Source organism: Chryseobacterium gleum (assembly GCF_900636535.1).
Classification (GTDB): Bacteria; Bacteroidota; Bacteroidia; order Flavobacteriales; family Weeksellaceae; genus Chryseobacterium; species Chryseobacterium gleum.
In genome coordinates, this window is record NZ_LR134289.1 from 850,388 (window position 1) to 866,780 (window position 16,393).

Below are 16,393 nucleotides of genomic sequence, written 5' to 3' on the forward strand. Positions count from 1 at the left end.
CAGGATGAGCAATTCTTTATATCCCGTATTTTTAAAACTTGAGAACCTTTCACTGCTGATCATTGGCGGTGGACAGGTTGCTCTTGAAAAACTGGAGTCAGTACTGGGAAACTCTCCGGATACTTCCATCAAACTGGTGGCGAAAGAAATTATCCCTGAGGTCAGAATCTTACAAGGTCAGTTTTCCAATATTACCCTGCATGAAAGGGCATATAGTGATCATGATTTTAACGATACTGATCTGGCCATTATTGCAGTAAATGACATTGATCTGGCGGGGGAAATCAGAGAAAAAGCTCAGAAAAAAAGTATATTGGTCAATGTTGCCGATAAACCTGATCTCTGTGACTTTTATTTAGGCTCCATCGTCAAAAAAGGAAGTCTTAAAATTGCTATTTCCACCAACGGGAAATCGCCGACTATCGCTAAAAGATTAAGAGAAACCTTCACAGAGGTTATCCCTGATGAAATGGATCATGTGTTGGACAATATGCAGCATATCCGTAATCAACTGACCGGAGATTTCAACTATAAAGTGAAAGAGCTCAACAAAATCACGACAGAATACCTGACGGATGGAAAAGTTTCTTCAAAACCGGACAAAGAAATTGAAAAACTGATCAGTATTACTAAAACAGCCCAGAGAAAAGCCAATATCTATCTGGCCATCATAGGTGTTTTACTTCTTTTCGGATTATTTGGACTTGTCGTTTATCAATTTAATCTTTCAGATGATATCCAGTATTTTCTGAACAAAGACGGCCATATTTTTTACTGGATGTTGTTTGCCGGTTTCATGGCAGAAATTGTTGCCGGATCTATGGGAATGGGCTATGGTGTAATCTGTACTACTATCCTTTTACTGCTGAATGTTCCGCCATCTGTTGTGAGTGCAAGCATTCATTCTGCGGAATCTTTTACTACTGCAGCCGGAAGTTTCAGCCATTATAAACTGGGCAATGTCAATAAGAAAATGGTTTGGGTACTGTTCCCTCTGGCTATTGTAGGCTCTATCATAGGTGCTTTAACCTTATCTCACTATGGCGAACACTACGCTCATATTGTAAAACCAATTATTGCCTGCTACACCTTGTATCTTGGAATTAATATTTTACAAAATGCATTTAAAGATAAAAAATCAGGACAAGTAAAAACCAAAAGAAGAACCAATCTCAGCATATTAGGATTGGCTGGAGGCTTTATAGATTCTTTTGCCGGCGGCGGCTGGGGACCTTTGGTAACCGGAACACTGATCAAAGAAGGAAGAATTCCCCGTTATGTCGTGGGAAGCTCTACCGTAGCCAAGTTTCTCCTGACTGTAACAAGTGCGATAACTTTTATTTTCACTATTGGAATCCATCATTGGAATATTGTTTTGGGGCTTTTATTGGGAGGCGTTTTTACCGCTCCTTTTTCAGCGATGCTTACGGCAAAACTTCCGACAAAGAAAATGTTTGTGGTAGTGGGAATAGTAGTGATCATAATGAGTCTGGTGACGATAACAAAATCCTTTTTATCATAAGGAACAGCCTACATTTTAAGAGCAAAGCTTGAATCAATTCCATTGATTTTTTTCCAAGCATAATCATAAATGATGTAAAGATTTTAATGTTTTCCTTTAATCTGAGTCATGATACGATCAATTAAAAGATTTTCTGAATTCTAACGGTGAAACAGTAGTCTGATTTTTAAATAAACGATGGAAGGATTGAGGATGCTCAAATCCTAAGTGATACGCAATCTCGGAAACAGTCATTGAGGTAGTAGACAACAGTTCTTTTGCCTTTTCAATCACCCTGTTCTGAATATGCTGCTGTGTGGTCTGTCCCGTATGAACCCTTAACATATCACTCAGATAGTTGGGGCTGATATTCATCTGAGCTGCCACAAATTGTACCGTAGGAATCCCGTCGGTCAGCAGTTTTCCATTTTTGAAATAATCGTCCAGTAAACTTTCGAGCTGGGTCAGGAGATCATGGTTCACTTTTTTCCGGGTTAAAAACTGACGGTTATAGAATCTGTCACAGTATTTTAACAGCAAATCGATGTTGGAAACCAGCAAATCCTGGGTAAAGCCATCCATATTGGTTTCAATTTCCCTGCTGATATTGTCCAGGATATCTGTCACAGACTTTTCTTCTTTTTCCGAAAGGTACAGCGCTTCATTGGCTATATATGAAAAGTAGCCATAATCTTTGATTGTGGAAGCCAGCGGATATCCCTGCAGAAAATCCGGATGAATAACCAGTACATTTCCTCTTACCTCAGCAAGCATTATATCTTCAAACTGCAGTACCTGATGGGGAGCAATAAAATACATGATTCCATCCTCAAAATCATAATAATGCTGGCCGTATTTGCATCTTCCCGCACAATCTTTTTTAATGGAAACTACGTAAAAATCTGTAGTTACTGAACTCAGGATCGTTTCAGGATCAATATTCACCTCATTAAAATCAAATACACTGATCAAAGGATGTGAAGGCCTTTTCAGGTTCAGATACTTATGCAATGCTGTGATGGAAGTTACTTTTTCGGGAGCTTTCATTTTATTTCTTTTTTTACCACCCCTCGAAAGAAGGGGAATATTCCCTTTCGGTTGTGGTGATGGTGTTTCTAAGTTACTTATTTTAATGAATTTTTTTTGCTTTTTGCTGTTCTTTTTTAATCTGTTCAATTCCCTCTCTGTAAGAAGTTATCTGAAATTCCGGGAATCTTTTTCTGAATTTTGAATCATCAAAAAGATTATCATATTGATATCTCGGAAGCAGCTCCAATAGCTCTTTTGCATTTTTGCTGAATAAAGATCCTATTGCAAAAAGCAGTTTCGGAATTACGGAATACCTGAATTCTTTTCCATAGGCCTGAGAAGCTAAAGCAATAAATTCTTTATAATTCAGTTTATGATCATCTACCGGCAAATGCCATGTCTGGCCATAGGCATCAGGAGTATTTCCGATCAGAGCAGTTGCACGGCTCGCATCAGGAGTCCAGATCAGACTTCTGGTTTTATCATCCTTCAAAGGGACCTTTAGTTTTTTATCATCTTTAATAGCGTTGAAAATAAGGGTATTCGTAATACTTTGAGTTTTCCCGGGACCATAAAACTCAGGAGCCCTGCAGATAACAGCGTCTATTGTACCAGCCTTCATTTCTTTTAAAAGCATCTCTGCCATCTGTTTTCTTACGATTCCTTTTCTTCCTACAGGATCAAAATGGGTTTGTTCCGTCAGAATCTCATTATTTTGAGGATACATATACGTGTTATCAAAAAAGACCAGTTTTGTTCCGTTGATTTTACAGGCTTCAATAACATTTTTTAAAATGATCAAAAATTGTTTTTCCCATAAACCTGTATCCATAGGAAGTCCAAGGGTAAAATATGCGATTTCACTTCCTTTCACGGCTTCTATGGCCTGTTGTCTGTCTGATAAATCTGCTGAAAATACAGTATCGGTTTCATTCACTTTTTTGGCATTTCTGCTTACAATGCGGATGTCTGAAGTATAATTTCTCTTCAGTTCTCTTGCCAGTTCTTCACCAATCTGTCCGTTGGCTCCCAATATAGTTTGCATCATTTTTCATTTTTAGGGTTAGCTATTTCACAGAAAATAAATTGAATACTTTCAGTTTATTCTATTTCTGATACAAAATTCGGGCATAATTATAAAACAGAGTAACTGAATCTATGAAAGTTGTAACATAATCTCTGAACAACATAAAAAAATAATCAGGCTGAGAAAGTAAAAACACAGCATTGAATCATTATTTTAACCACAAATCGAAGATTCGACGAAGGCAAAAGGCACAAAAGTTTTAAACACTTCAGTTTTTTCAGAACAAACCTTATGCGTAATAAGACACCTAAATTTTGTGAAAATCTTTGATTTTCATCTTATGTGAACTTTCCTGCGGGATCATTTTAAACTTACCTAAATAAACTAATGTGTTTTAAAATGAAACCTTTTTTGCCTTTTGTGGTTTGGTAAAGTTTAAGCAACTTTATAATAATCGGGTGTAATTCTTTACTTTTTCAGCCATACTTTTTTATTTTCGATCCAAAGCCAGGCAATTATCTTCAATTCTGCTGATCAGAATATAGAACAGACCTGCATAGATCATCTGAATTCCCATTGCTTCCCAGTTTTCAATGGTACTGCTTCCAAAAAGGAGTAAGATAATCAGGGAGGCTCCGGCCATGGCAGCAATACGTGTTTTAAATCCAATTATTAGCAGCAGACCAATTGTAAATTCGAGAAAAGGGAGCGTGACACCAAACACGTGTACTAATGGTTGTGGAAGCCAGCTCGTTTCAAAACCTTTCATCATTCCTGATGCAAAATCCTGTAATTTTACCAGTCGGACCAATCCGTGTCCCAAAAAATTGATTCCCATCGACAAACGAAGGAAAAAATAGGCTGTTTTTGTGTTATTCATAGAGGTATTTTTTAGGATGGAAGCACGAAGATGGAAGTTATACAGATCACAAAACTACTTTACAGATTTCGATAGCTTCCTGCCTCCAGCTTCCCGCTTCCTTACTTATTACTTATTAAACTTTTCTTCACTGTTATCGACCGGAGTATCGGGATCATTCATTACCATTTTTGCAATATCATCTTTTCTCATAAAGACAACGCCTTGCTTTTCTCTGGTATACCTGATGAATTCCTCCATGGCATGCACCATTGCCGGTGTACCACCAATCCTGTCATGAAAACTGATGCTCATCATCCTTCTCTTAGAAGCTCCTTCTTCATAAAGACGGTCAAATTCAAACTTCAGCTGTGCCAGAAACTGATCCGGACTCCAATGCTTTCCTTCTATAGTAACGATATCATTGTTCCGTAACGTATAGGGAATGATTACAAAATTTTTCCCTTTTACTTTTGTAATAAAAGGCTCATCATGGCTCAGGTCATCTATATGATATAAAAAGCCCAATTCCTGTAATACTTTAAGCGTATTCGGTCCTCTTCTCAGCCAGTTACAGTTATAACCTACCGCTTTCTGACCGGTAATCTTTTCCACCACATCTACACCCTGTTTTACAAAATTCAGCTCATCAGCATAACTTTTATTCCATTGATTATCCCAGGCAATGCCATGAGCGGCAATTTCATGACCTCCTTTTGCAATAGCTTTTGCCACATCAGGATACTTTTCAGCAGCAGTTCCCACCACATGAGAAGTCACTTTGATATCATATTTTTTCCATAGATCCAGCATCCTGTAAATTCCTTCGTTTCCGCCATACCGGTACCAGCTTTCTGCGGGAAGATCAGGTTGTCCTTTGGGCAGGGGAGTTCCGCTGAAAGGACTTTCAGCACCTTCGGGCTGTCCGCCTGTTTCAAACTGCATAGAAACGGAAATAACCAGCTGAGCGCCGTTAGGCCAGTATTTTTTGGTCGGAGCCTGTGCCTGAGACAGCTCTTTTTTTTCTCTTTTATCCTTATCATGAGCATCAGAAAAGGACATTAAAACGATTGTTGAAGCAAGCAACAATACGGATTGTTTTATATATTTCATTTTGAATGTATTGATAAGGCAAAATTCATCAATAATCACTCAGTCTGTATTGTAAAAATTAATGGTAAATTTGTAAAAATCCATTCTTCGTGAAACGAATCGTTAATTTTAATTCTTTTAATGTTTTTAGTATTGAAAAGGAAATATGGGATGTTGAGTATCATAATCATAACTTTTATGAACTGATTATCATAGAGCATGGCAAAGGATTTCATCACCTTAACAACGTAACTTTTCCCTATAAAAAAGGAGATGTTTTCATTTTGAGGCCAAGTGATGCCCATGAATTTACCATTACAGGTACAACTCGTTTCATTTATATAAAATTTACTGAACAGTATATCTGGCAGAACCATTTGCCCAACCAAAATAATGAGCTAAAAAAAATGGTTCAGCTTCTGATGGAAGACCATTCTTTTGTCTACGAGTCCGTAATCAAGAATAAAACAGATAGAGCCCATCTGTTACAGCTGGCCCGGATTCTCCTTTATGAATTCAGCCATAAAAATACCTATAATAAGGAGATTACTGCTGATCTTTTTTCATCCGTTATTACGATCCTGATCCGGAATACTATAAATAACAGTACTGCCAAAGAATGGATGACGCAAAATTTGAGCAGAATTGAAAAGATACTGTACTATATCAATGTCAACGCTCTGGATGCTGATAAAATGAAAATCGGGAATCTGGCTGAAGAATTTATGCTTTCGCCCCATTATATCAGCATTTATATCAAAAAGGAGACTGGTTTCTCCGTACAGCAGCATGTCATGCAGCATAAAATAAAAACTGCTGAAAAGCTTTTGCTTCAAAGTCGTTATAATATCAGTGAAATTGCTGATAGGCTGGGCTTCAATGATGCCAGCCACTTCAATAAAATATTCAAAACGTACAAACAAATGTCACCCTCTGAGTTTAAAAAGAAAAGTATATCATATTAAGCATACGGTTATATATTTTTTCATATCTTTAATAATCAAATCCTTACGTCCATGAAAACGAGTGCTGGTATTCTGCTTTTTAAAAAAGAAAAAAACAGTCTGTATTATTTTCTGGTACATCCCGGCGGTCCTTTCTGGAAAAATAAAGACCTTGGGGCATGGTCTATCCCCAAAGGAGAAATTCTTGCTGATGAAAATCCATTGCAACGCGCCTTGATAGAATTTGAAGAAGAAACCGGTAAAACCATAGATGGAAAGTTTATCGAACTGTCGCCTATTAAGCAGAAAGGAGGAAAAACCGTATATGCCTGGGCCTTAGAAAGCGATCTTGATACTGCCGATCTTTACAGTAATACCTTTCCATTGGAATGGCCTCCCAGATCCGGTAAAATAATGGAAGTTCCGGAAGTAGATCAATGGCAATGGTTCCCTTCAGAAGAAGCACAACAGCGCATCAATACAGCACAGAAAAATTTTATCACAGAACTTGAAAATATAATAAATCAATAACACCTTAAAACAAAATCCATGAAAAATTAAACAGAAAAACATTGAAGAACATTATTGGGGGAATTGGTATTGAACTTAATCTCCCTCTTCCGGTAGGTGTTTGCCTTGGAAACCTGCTTTCTCTGTGCCCGCCTCATTCCCATTGCCGGGCGGATGAAAGATGTTACCCTGATGCTGCAGGCCCTTGCATTAACGGGTTGTGTCCTTCAGGCTATCATTGTCATTCGGGAGAATGTGTACGATAGTATATCAAAAAACAAAAACGTTTATCAGTCTGATAAACGTTTTTGTTTTAAATATTTATGTTTTTATCTTCTTATTCCGATCGCTTTTAATGCACTGGAGGTTAAAAAAATATCATCAAAAACAGTAAGTGATTCCACATCATTATATCCCGTAGGAATCAGATCATTTTTATTAAAAGATAATTCAATGGAAGGATCATATGCAGCGATGATCCTCACTTTTGAATACCCGTTATAATCTACCTTAAAGCCTTCAAACATGCAGTTCTGTTCCGCCTTCTGATATTCAGCATATTCTTCAAATCCAATAACATCCGTTCTTTTCCCGTCATTATGATCCAGGGATTTCCATTCCTTGTAGTTTTTAGGTTCTTTCAGAATATTCCCTTTACGGTCTACGGGAACAAACATTCCAAGAGTCAAACGCTTCTTTAAGAAATTGGCATAATTATTCATCAGATTCAAAATCTGAAGATCGGCATATCCTTCGTGAGAATAATACTCCAGCACGAAAGTGGTCATCGGAATCAGCTTATGAGAAGCATCAGTCGGCATAATTAGTCTTTACTTTTTTTGGCCGATAAAAATAGTATTTTTATTTACTTTACCCAATGGAAGATGGTGAATAGCATGGAATTTATACCGATTCTGAATAACAATAATAATAGGAAAACCCTTGATTTTTCAGTAATTTTGAAGGAAATAACAGTATAATAATAACAAACTCTTTTCTAAAAAGGTTTGCACCAAGGACAATATGTTGAAAAAGATATTATTAGGAGCCGGCATCATTCAATGCTGCTTTTACAATACCATGGCCCAGAAACCAGGTGAAAAGCCGGTTTATACATCAGAATGGGGACATCTCTTCCGTGAAAAAGGAAATAACAAAGATCTTTTAGGAATTTTTTCTACAGAAGCCCCTGTTTATCTTCTGGATTCTACCCGGACACAATATAAAGTTCAGGTAAGCAACGGGGATATCGGTTTCATAGACCGCCAGCCCTTACAAAAAATCATGCAGGGTAAAAAATCTTCCGGTGAACCTGCCCAGTATTTCTACCGCGGGTCGCAGGGACAGCAATGTCCGCATTTTTATATACAGGTATCGGAACTTCGGGTGCGAAAAGGCCCTACAACAGAAAGTACGCCGGTACGGAGAGCTGCTTTAAATGAGCTGGTATGTATTGATTATGTTCCTTTATATCAGGATGGCTGGGTTTATATTGGTGATCATTTCCATGAAAATCCGGAATATATCCAGATGAAGTACCTTGGTTCTGAACTTACCTACGAAAAAGTGCTGAAAGACTACCTTGCGGTGAAAGGTAAGAACAAAGAAAAAGAATTGACGCAGGTTGGAAGGTTACGTGAAATTGCCTGGATGGAAGATAAAAATCTTAAACAGGCCTTACAATACTGGAAAGAATCCAATGCCGGCATAGAAAATCCGAAAATAGATATCGACTTTGAGATTCTTCTGGCTGAGCAGTTTGAAAAAAAGCCTGAGACAAAGGATTATGAAAAGAAAGTAAAAGCCCTGAATATGCATTTCTTATGGAAAGAAACAACGCTTTTTGACGGTAAAATAACAGATTCCCAGATGAAAAAGCTGGAAATGCAGAAAGTGAATGATATTCCAGATATGCCGGAATGCGGCTGGGAGCCTAAATACTTTTATAAAACACCGGACATCATTGTTGCCTTTGAAGAATATAAAGGAAAAATTTTCGGAAGTGTCTACAAAATGTCTTTTACCAATGGGGAAGCTTTGGTTTTAGGAAATGAACGTATGGATTCCAATTATGATGAAAAGAATTTTGTGACGCATTTCGGAGATCTGCTTTCTTCACGCTGGATTTCCTCTCCGCACGAGTATCATATCCAGAACGGGGATGCAGGACTTTTTATTTTTACCTTTAAAGACGGAAAGCTTTTCAGCTATGAATGCATGTATTTTTGCTAAATGAATCCTTAATTAATACTTATCAATAGAATCGGGCTAAAGCCCGATTATTTTATGATCTGTCATTTTAAATGACTTTGGTAAGTTTTGGCTGAAGCCAATGTATCTATATCTAATTGTTAAAACGGGCTAAAGCCCGTTCCTATTGAATATTCATACCATTCTCAGATATAATAACAGATTTATGTATCAATAGAGGCGGGTTTTAACCCGCTTATTGATTAATGACCCTATCAACGGCTTCAGCCAAAACTTAAAATATTATCCAACATAAGTGATTAAATTTTAAAGCTGTATCTTTACCCTACCAAACAAAATATTATTATATGTCATTTATCACACCGGAAGGAGCCAGGAAGGCTCAGCTATCCAGATCCGAAAGAGCGCCTGTTGCGCTTGCTCTTCTTTCAGGAGCAGAAAATATTTCGAAATACAACAGTGGAGTATGCCATGATGCTGTAGCGTATGCATTATATATGCGTGGTGCATCTATAAGTCCTGCTCAGCTGGCAGAATCAGCCGGACAAAAATGGTTAACTGTTTTCAACTATCCGGCAGGAGAGAAGTGGGACGGATATTCACCGATCCCGGCAGGAAAAGCAATCGGTTTCTACAGACTGATTGATAAAAGCTGGTTTCATTCAGCAGTTACTACAGGAAAAGGAAATGAAATCAGATCCGTTAATGGATTTTCATTAGGATCTGCATGGTCTGTACCTGTAGACATGAAATGGGTATTAGGCAAAAAGAATTCTGACGGTACCTTCAATTATGACGGAACCAAAATAGAAGTCTATATTTCTTCCTTATAACAAATCGCAAAAAGGTAAAAAAACACACAAGCAAATTTGTTTTTTTACCTTTTCGCTTTTAAGCATCAGCACACTTCGGACATATCCCGCTGATAATAAAATTGTACTCCTGTGCAATAAAATGTTCCGGCAGACTGATCTCCGGAATCGCATTTTCAATACATGTCACAGAATGACATTCTTTGCAGTTGAAATGAACATGATTGTGAAAATGCTGTTCATGGGTGCATTTCCCGCTGCATTTCGCAAAATTTACCACCCCGTCAATATTAACGATCTTGTGTATAGCCCCTTCGTTTTCAAGCCTTTCCAGCACTCTGTAAATGGTTACCCTATTACACAGATCACCTAGTTTCTTCTGAATATCAGAATGCGTAAGGGCTACATCCGAACCATTGATAAGGTTTAAAATTTCAGTCTTGGCATGCGTATTTCTGACCTGTTTCATATTTTAATGCAACAAAGTTGCGATATTTAATTTTTTATTTCTACTTTTGCAACAAAGTTACAATAAGAAAATTAATTCTATACTATTATGAAATCAAAAATTCTTGATGCTGTAGGAATCTCCGCTGCTGTTCTATGCCTGATTCATTGTATTGTCTTTCCACTGCTATTAATTGTTCCATTGGGAATATCCCATAATCCTTATATTGATCTGGCCTTCCTTTTCATTGGAGCCGTTGTGGTATTCAGAATAACAAAGAAAATGGAAAGCCGGTGGCTAAAGTTTCTGTTCCGGATATCATTAAGCCTTATTTTCATTTCTATACTGACAGATCTTCTGTATGAAGTTCATCTTCCCTTAATCTATGTGGGAGCTACAGGCTTAATTACAGGCCATATCATCAACTTTAAAAATCATAAACATTAAAAATGAAAAAGAAACTTCCTGTAACGGTACTCAGTGGTTTTTTAGGGGCAGGAAAAACTACATTACTGAACCATATTCTGCATAACAAAAAAGGCTTAAAAGTAGCTGTAATAGTGAACGATATGAGTGAAGTGAATATTGATGCCCGCCTTGTTGAAAATCAAAACACCCTTTCAAGAACAGAAGAAAAGCTGGTAGAAATGAGCAACGGATGCATCTGCTGCACACTTCGTGAAGATCTGATGATAGAAGTGGAACGCCTTGCCAGCGAAAACCGCTTTGATTATCTCCTTATTGAAAGTACAGGAATCAGTGAACCGGTTCCTGTTGCCCAAACCTTTACCTACATTGATGAAGAAAGCGGAATCGACCTTTCCCGTTTCAGTTATGTAGATACCATGGTAACGGTGGTGGATTGTTTTAATTTCATAAAAGATTTCGGTTCTAATGAGTTGCTGATGGATCGCGATCTTACAGACATGGAAGGTGATTACCGGACAATTGTTAACCTTTTGACCGATCAGATCGAATTTGCCAATGTAATTATTTTAAATAAAACAGATCTTATAGATGCTGAAACACTTGGCTTTTTACAGGCTGCCATAAAAAAATTAAACCCCGATGCGGTTATCTTACACTCAGAATTTGGTAAAATTGATCCTCAACAGATTTTAAATACACGGCTTTTTGATTTCGACAAAGCACAGTCATCTGCCGGCTGGCAAAAAGAACTGCAATCGGAGCACCACACGCCTGAAACGGAAGAATATGGAATAAGTTCAATCATTTTCAGAGACAGAAAGCCTTTTCATCCGGTAAGGTTATGGGAGTACCTGAATCAATATTATCCCGAAGGAACAATAAGAGCGAAAGGTTTGTTCTGGCTGGCGTCAAGACCTGATGATGCCCTGAACTTTTCTCAGGCAGGCGGATCTTTCCGATTGGAAAAAGCAGGGGTATGGTGGTGCAGCATGCCACTAAGCCATAGAGTGCAGTATTCTTCATTTGCGGAAAATCAAAGTTTTATTGAAAAAAGATGGGACAAAAACTGGGGTGACAGGATTAATGAACTGGTCTTTATTGGGCAGAATCTGGACAAAGATCAAATGTTGTCTGATCTTCAGCATTGCCTTATCAATGAAAGGGAAAAAGAATTGTTTGACAAAAAGCAAAGCTTTGAAGACCCCTTTCCAAAAGATATTTAAAATTAACTTTTAATTAATGCAACATTGTTTCAATAGAAAGATTAATACAATACCTTTCGGAATTATTTTAAGACAATATGGACAGAAGAAAATTTTTAAAGGGTTCTGCAATACTTTCAGGATTATTGACCTTATCGCCATCAGATTTTTGGAGCTTCGGGAAGAATAATGAAAAACCAGGATCAGGAAAAGCAAAGAATATCATCTTTATGGTCAGTGACGGGATGAGTCTTGGAACTCTATCAATGACAGACCTGTATTCCCGGAATATTTTAGGAAAGGGAAGTCACTGGCTCAATCTGTACCATGAGAGAAAAGTGACCCGAGCCTTGATGGATACTGCTTCAGCAAGCTCCATTGTGACGGACTCTGCAGCAGCAAGTTCGGCATTCGGAGGCGGGATAAGAGTCAGGAACGGTACGTTGAATATGGGTGCCAACGGTGAAAAGCATCTTCCGATATGGCAGCAATATAAAAAAGCAGGAAAGAAAGCAGGCTGTGTGACTACCGTTACCATTACCCACGCAACCCCTGCGGGTTTTTGTGTGAATTCTTCCAGAAGAAATGCAGAGCCTCAAATCGCTGAAATGTATGCTGAGCTTGAACTGGACGTTCTGTTGGGTGGCGGAGATGAGTTTTTCGATCCTGTTAAAAGAGAGGACAGGAAAGATCTTTATTCTGTTTATCACAAAAAGGGATATAGAATCCTGAAAACGCAGAATGATCTGAGGGAAATTAAAAAAGGGGAAAAACTGTTAGGGATTTTCAATACCGGAGCATTGCCATATAGTATTGACAGGGCTCATGTTCAGGAATATAAAAATACTCCAACTCTTGCTGAAATGGCCAATACAGCCATTAACCAGATGAAGGATCATCCTGACGGTTTTGTTCTTCAGGTAGAAGCCGGAAAAGTAGACTGGGCAGCTCATGCCAATGATGTCGCTGCGATTATCCACGATCAGCTGGCATTTGATGAAGCCATAAAAACAGTTATAGATTTTGCCGAAAGAGATGGAAATACACTGGTGATCATTACTACAGACCATGGAAATGCGAATCCCGGAACAATTTACGGAACGGATGCCACTAAAAACTTTAACAGCATTTCAGAGTATCAATATACCAATGAATATATCCTGAACAAGATTCAAAAAGACTATTCAATAAAGGATATTAAAGACTGGATCTATGAAGGTAACAAAATTATCCTGACTGATGAGGAAGCTAAACATCTGATGAGCTTTTACAGCGGTCTTGAAAAAGGGGAAGAAGTAGGCCTTTATAATTATAAAAAACTGCCTTTTAAACTGTATTCAGAAATTCAGAAAAGCAGGAATTCTGTAGGGTGGATCAGTATGGACCACTCCGGTGATTATGTGGAAGTAGCGGCTTATGGCCCTGGAAATGAATTTTTACAGCCGTTTATTAAAAATACAGATCTGCATGATCTCATGCTGAAAGCATGTCCTGTATAAACAAAACATTCATATTTTTTCATATTTAATTATTTGGGAGATGGCAAGGCGGGTTTGATTGTGACCGCCTTGTTTTTTTTATTATAAAAAGGGCTATATTTCCCCCATTACAAACATATTTTCCATGGTAGGCACTTTACTGCCACCTTCTTTTTCAAGAGTAATGGCAAAGGCCTGGGCATCTGGAATATTGGCTAAAGCAATCCTGCTGTCTTTATCTTCCGTGTACATTCCTGCACTTACCGGCTTCCCGTTTTCAATAGCCCAAAGCTGATACTGCATTCCCTCAGGAGCTTTTGGAAGCTTTTCAGCATTCAGATAAACTTCTTTTGTTTTTTTGTCCCAGAAAACCATTGCTTTGGCATCCGCATGCTTTTCTACTCCTTTCAGCATAACCATCTTCATATCAGGATTGGAAAACATCTCAAGCTTCTGATTCATTTTCTGCATGGCCTTATCCTGATGCTTTTTATCTGCTGCCAGCAGAGCCATCTCTTTTTGATTGGCTGATTGGGTATTCATCCAGTACAAGTTACCGGCAACACTTACCAGAAACAGTACAGAAGCTGCTACTGCATACGTTTTCCATCCGTTATTTCGCTGGCTGGATTCCTGGATTCTGTTCTCTTTATGATCTTTTACTTCAGAAATATCAGTTGAAAGAACAGGAGTAATCTCTTCAGGAGTCTGCACTTTTTGAATTTTATTCCAGATCTTAGACTTAAGATCATCTGGAGGGGTTACAGCCTGTGCCGTAGCAAGATCTTCCAAAGTTTTCTGCGCTTCTTCAAAAGCTGCCCTTACTTCAGCATTATTCTTCATCACACACTCCAAAATCCCTGCTTCCTCGGGAGAAGCATGGCCAAGAATATAAGATTCTATAATTCCGGATGATATGTATTCTTTAGTGTTCAATTTATTGGTAATCTTTTAGCAAATCCTTTAATTTCATCAGTGCGTTCCGCATTTTCGTTTTTACCGTTCCCAGCGGTATCTTCAGTTTTTCGGATATTTCATGTTGGGTATATCCCTGATAATACGCAAGATCTATAAGTTCCTGCTTGTCTACTTCCAGACCTTCCAGCACATTATTAAATCCGATATAATCGGAAGAATTATTCGTTGTTGAAAGTTCTGCAGTATTATATACGAAATCCGGAAGTGATTGGTTTTTAAGTTCATTCTGGAATCCTTTTGACTTGAGATAGTCAATAGCCGTATTCCTTGCAATATTAATCATCCAGGTATAAAATCTTCCTTTAGAAATATCGTACTGATGAATGGAGTTCCATATTTTAACAAAAACATCCTGAATAACTTCTTCAGTATATTCTTTAGACTGAACAATCCGAAGAACAACCCCGTACAACGCACCGGAATAATGGTCATACAGATAATGAAAACCAGTTTCGTTTTTTTCTTTCAATAAAACGATAAGTTCCTTTTCAGAATAGGTTGTTTTAATAGCTTTTATTTTTCTATCCAAATGTAATAAAATAAAACATATTCCCAAAAAAATCTGAATCAACTTTTATTTCGTACATGATTTTAAGACAATCATTAAAAATATTGAAATATGAAAACCTTATATTCAAAAGCAATACTTCTACTTTCTGTAACGGTGTCCTTCGGATTTTGCACAGCCCAAAACAGTCTTTTCAAAACCAGAAATCCTTATTACTCACACACTGCAGAAAATACACTGAAAGTAGGCAATAGTGAATGGAAAAAGATTTTAAACCCCGAACTCTATGAGGTAGCCAGAGAAGGAGCCACAGAAACTGCTTTTACCGGAAAATATTATGAATTCGATGAAAAAGGAACCTATTACTGTGCCGTATGTGGTAATCCTCTCTTCCTTTCAACTTCCAAATTTGCAACTACCTGCGGCTGGCCCTCATTTTATCAGCCTCTTCGTAAAAACAGTGTAAAATACAGAAAAGACAGCTCTCATCATATGGAACGTACAGAAGTGCTGTGTGGAAGATGTGAGTCTCACCTCGGGCATGTTTTTGATGATGGCCCAAAACCAACCGGAAAACGATTCTGTATGAACTCTATCTGTCTGGAGTTTGTCCCGATTAAAAAAAAATAAATAACTGAAAATCAGTAATATAAAATAAATTTTATTTTTTTTCAATCCAAAATAAAACCAACCTCGTAAATGACATTAAAAGCACAAATAAATATAATTCATAAAAAAATCAACACGATGAACACACAATCAAAAATCACAGTCTTAGCAATGGTAGCTTTATCATTTGCTTTCAGTGGAAAGGTAACTGCACAAACGATGAAAGAAAAAACAGTAATGGTAGGAGGAGCACCTATGTATCCGTCCAAAAATATTATTGAGAATGCTGTCAATTCCAAAGACCACAAAACATTAGTCGCAGCAGTGAAAGCTGCCGGACTGGTAGAAACATTAGAAGGAGCAGGACCTTTTACAGTACTGGCTCCTACGGATGCAGCTTTCGCAAAACTTCCGAAAGGAACTGTAGAAAATCTTGTAAAACCTGAAAATAAGGCAACACTTACCAGCATCTTAACGTACCATGTTCTTCCCGGAAGATACAGTGCGAAAGAAATCTGGGCAGCCGTAAAAGCAGGAAACGGAAAAAGTATGATGAAAACTGTACAGGGAGAGGAACTTACTTTCTGGACTAAAGGAAAAGACCTTTATATAAAAGATGCCAAAGGAAACAGCGCGAAAGTAACCATTGCAGACGTCAACCAGTCTAATGGTGTGATTCATGTCATCGATACGGTTTTAATGCCATAACAAATTATGAGATTTCAACAGCATACTGATATGCTGTTTTTTTTCTCT

General features: G+C 37.8%; 19 protein-coding genes. 11 read left to right on the forward strand and 8 right to left on the reverse strand.

From position 1 onward, the window contains the following. The first annotated feature begins 4 nt into the window (after positions 1–4). Positions 5–1,522: a TSUP family transporter gene (locus EL165_RS03885; protein WP_002979355.1), complete on the forward strand. Its 1,518-nt coding sequence runs from the start codon at positions 5–7 to the stop codon at positions 1,520–1,522. 117 nt (positions 1,523–1,639) lie between these two features. On the opposite strand, the gene EL165_RS03890 is transcribed toward EL165_RS03885, so the two are convergent. The 4 genes from EL165_RS03890 to EL165_RS03905 all read right to left on the reverse strand — a co-directional run bounded on the left by EL165_RS03890 (position 1,640) and on the right by EL165_RS03905 (position 5,529). After that, the gene (locus tag EL165_RS03890; protein ID WP_041461763.1) at positions 1,640–2,548 is read right to left on the reverse strand and encodes a helix-turn-helix domain-containing protein; all 909 of its coding nucleotides are present in this window, start codon (positions 2,546–2,548) and stop codon (positions 1,640–1,642) included. An 82-nt stretch (positions 2,549–2,630) separates the two neighbouring features. After that, positions 2,631–3,575: an NAD-dependent epimerase/dehydratase family protein gene (locus EL165_RS03895; RefSeq protein ID WP_041461762.1), complete on the reverse strand. Its 945-nt coding sequence runs from the start codon at positions 3,573–3,575 to the stop codon at positions 2,631–2,633. Between the two features lie 472 nt (positions 3,576–4,047). Then, entirely contained in the window at positions 4,048–4,437 is a 390-nt protein-coding gene (locus EL165_RS03900; protein WP_002979352.1) for a DoxX family protein, read from the reverse strand. Positions 4,438–4,545: 108 nt separating this feature from the next. Further along, positions 4,546–5,529, reverse strand: coding sequence for a polysaccharide deacetylase family protein (locus EL165_RS03905; protein WP_002979349.1), 984 nt, complete (start codon positions 5,527–5,529; stop codon positions 4,546–4,548). A gap of 89 nt (positions 5,530–5,618) precedes the next feature. Between EL165_RS03905 and EL165_RS03910 the strand changes: the two genes are divergently transcribed. Genes EL165_RS03910 through EL165_RS03920 form a run of 3 tightly spaced genes read left to right on the forward strand, consistent with a single transcriptional unit; the run spans position 5,619 to position 7,228 of the window. Then, positions 5,619–6,473: an AraC family transcriptional regulator gene (locus tag EL165_RS03910; protein ID WP_002979347.1), complete on the forward strand. Its 855-nt coding sequence runs from the start codon at positions 5,619–5,621 to the stop codon at positions 6,471–6,473. A gap of 51 nt (positions 6,474–6,524) precedes the next feature. Beyond that, complete coding sequence (locus EL165_RS03915) at positions 6,525–6,983, forward strand: NUDIX hydrolase (RefSeq protein ID WP_002979345.1); 459 nt, start codon at positions 6,525–6,527, stop codon at positions 6,981–6,983. A 41-nt stretch (positions 6,984–7,024) separates the two neighbouring features. Continuing rightward, entirely contained in the window at positions 7,025–7,228 is a 204-nt protein-coding gene (locus tag EL165_RS03920) for a hypothetical protein (RefSeq protein WP_126358581.1), read from the forward strand. Positions 7,229–7,291: 63 nt separating this feature from the next. Here the strand turns inward: EL165_RS03920 and EL165_RS03925 are convergent, their stop codons facing one another. Continuing rightward, entirely contained in the window at positions 7,292–7,783 is a 492-nt protein-coding gene (locus EL165_RS03925; protein ID WP_002979340.1) for a hypothetical protein, read from the reverse strand. A 202-nt stretch (positions 7,784–7,985) separates the two neighbouring features. Between EL165_RS03925 and EL165_RS03930 the strand changes: the two genes are divergently transcribed. Both EL165_RS03930 and EL165_RS03935 read left to right on the forward strand, forming a co-directional pair. Further along, positions 7,986–9,194, forward strand: a complete 1,209-nt coding sequence (locus EL165_RS03930; protein ID WP_041461481.1) for an SH3 domain-containing protein — start codon at positions 7,986–7,988, stop codon at positions 9,192–9,194. A gap of 326 nt (positions 9,195–9,520) precedes the next feature. After that, complete coding sequence (locus tag EL165_RS03935) at positions 9,521–10,006, forward strand: hypothetical protein (RefSeq protein ID WP_002979336.1); 486 nt, start codon at positions 9,521–9,523, stop codon at positions 10,004–10,006. A 58-nt stretch (positions 10,007–10,064) separates the two neighbouring features. Here the strand turns inward: EL165_RS03935 and EL165_RS03940 are convergent, their stop codons facing one another. Beyond that, positions 10,065–10,454 carry a Fur family transcriptional regulator gene (locus tag EL165_RS03940; protein ID WP_002979333.1) on the reverse strand — a complete coding sequence of 130 codons (390 nt, stop codon included), beginning with the start codon at positions 10,452–10,454 and terminating at the stop codon, positions 10,065–10,067. A gap of 87 nt (positions 10,455–10,541) precedes the next feature. Between EL165_RS03940 and EL165_RS03945 the strand changes: the two genes are divergently transcribed. The 3 genes from EL165_RS03945 (at position 10,542) to EL165_RS03955 (ending at position 13,563) form a co-directional block, all read left to right on the forward strand. After that, a complete protein-coding gene (locus EL165_RS03945; RefSeq protein ID WP_002979331.1) occupies positions 10,542–10,880 on the forward strand; it encodes a MerC domain-containing protein in 339 nt (112 codons plus the stop codon). Positions 10,881–10,882: 2 nt separating this feature from the next. After that, complete coding sequence (locus EL165_RS03950; protein WP_002979329.1) at positions 10,883–12,085, forward strand: GTP-binding protein; 1,203 nt, start codon at positions 10,883–10,885, stop codon at positions 12,083–12,085. 77 nt (positions 12,086–12,162) lie between these two features. Further along, positions 12,163–13,563, forward strand: a complete 1,401-nt coding sequence (locus EL165_RS03955) for an alkaline phosphatase (RefSeq protein ID WP_002979327.1) — start codon at positions 12,163–12,165, stop codon at positions 13,561–13,563. A 93-nt stretch (positions 13,564–13,656) separates the two neighbouring features. Here the strand turns inward: EL165_RS03955 and EL165_RS03960 are convergent, their stop codons facing one another. Then, positions 13,657–14,478: an anti-sigma factor gene (locus EL165_RS03960; RefSeq protein WP_002979325.1), complete on the reverse strand. Its 822-nt coding sequence runs from the start codon at positions 14,476–14,478 to the stop codon at positions 13,657–13,659. 1 nt (position 14,479) lies between these two features. Continuing rightward, on the reverse strand, positions 14,480–15,049 hold the full coding sequence (locus tag EL165_RS03965; RefSeq protein WP_228370523.1) for an RNA polymerase sigma factor: 570 nt from the start codon (positions 15,047–15,049) through the stop codon (positions 14,480–14,482). 90 nt (positions 15,050–15,139) lie between these two features. On the opposite strand from EL165_RS03965, the gene msrB reads away from it, so the two are divergent. Together msrB and EL165_RS03975 are read left to right on the forward strand one after the other, a co-directional pair. After that, a complete protein-coding gene (gene msrB, locus EL165_RS03970) occupies positions 15,140–15,658 on the forward strand; it encodes a peptide-methionine (R)-S-oxide reductase MsrB (protein ID WP_002979321.1) in 519 nt (172 codons plus the stop codon). Between the two features lie 117 nt (positions 15,659–15,775). Beyond that, positions 15,776–16,345, forward strand: coding sequence for a fasciclin domain-containing protein (locus EL165_RS03975; protein WP_041461760.1), 570 nt, complete (start codon positions 15,776–15,778; stop codon positions 16,343–16,345). The last annotated feature ends 48 nt before the right edge of the window (positions 16,346–16,393 follow it).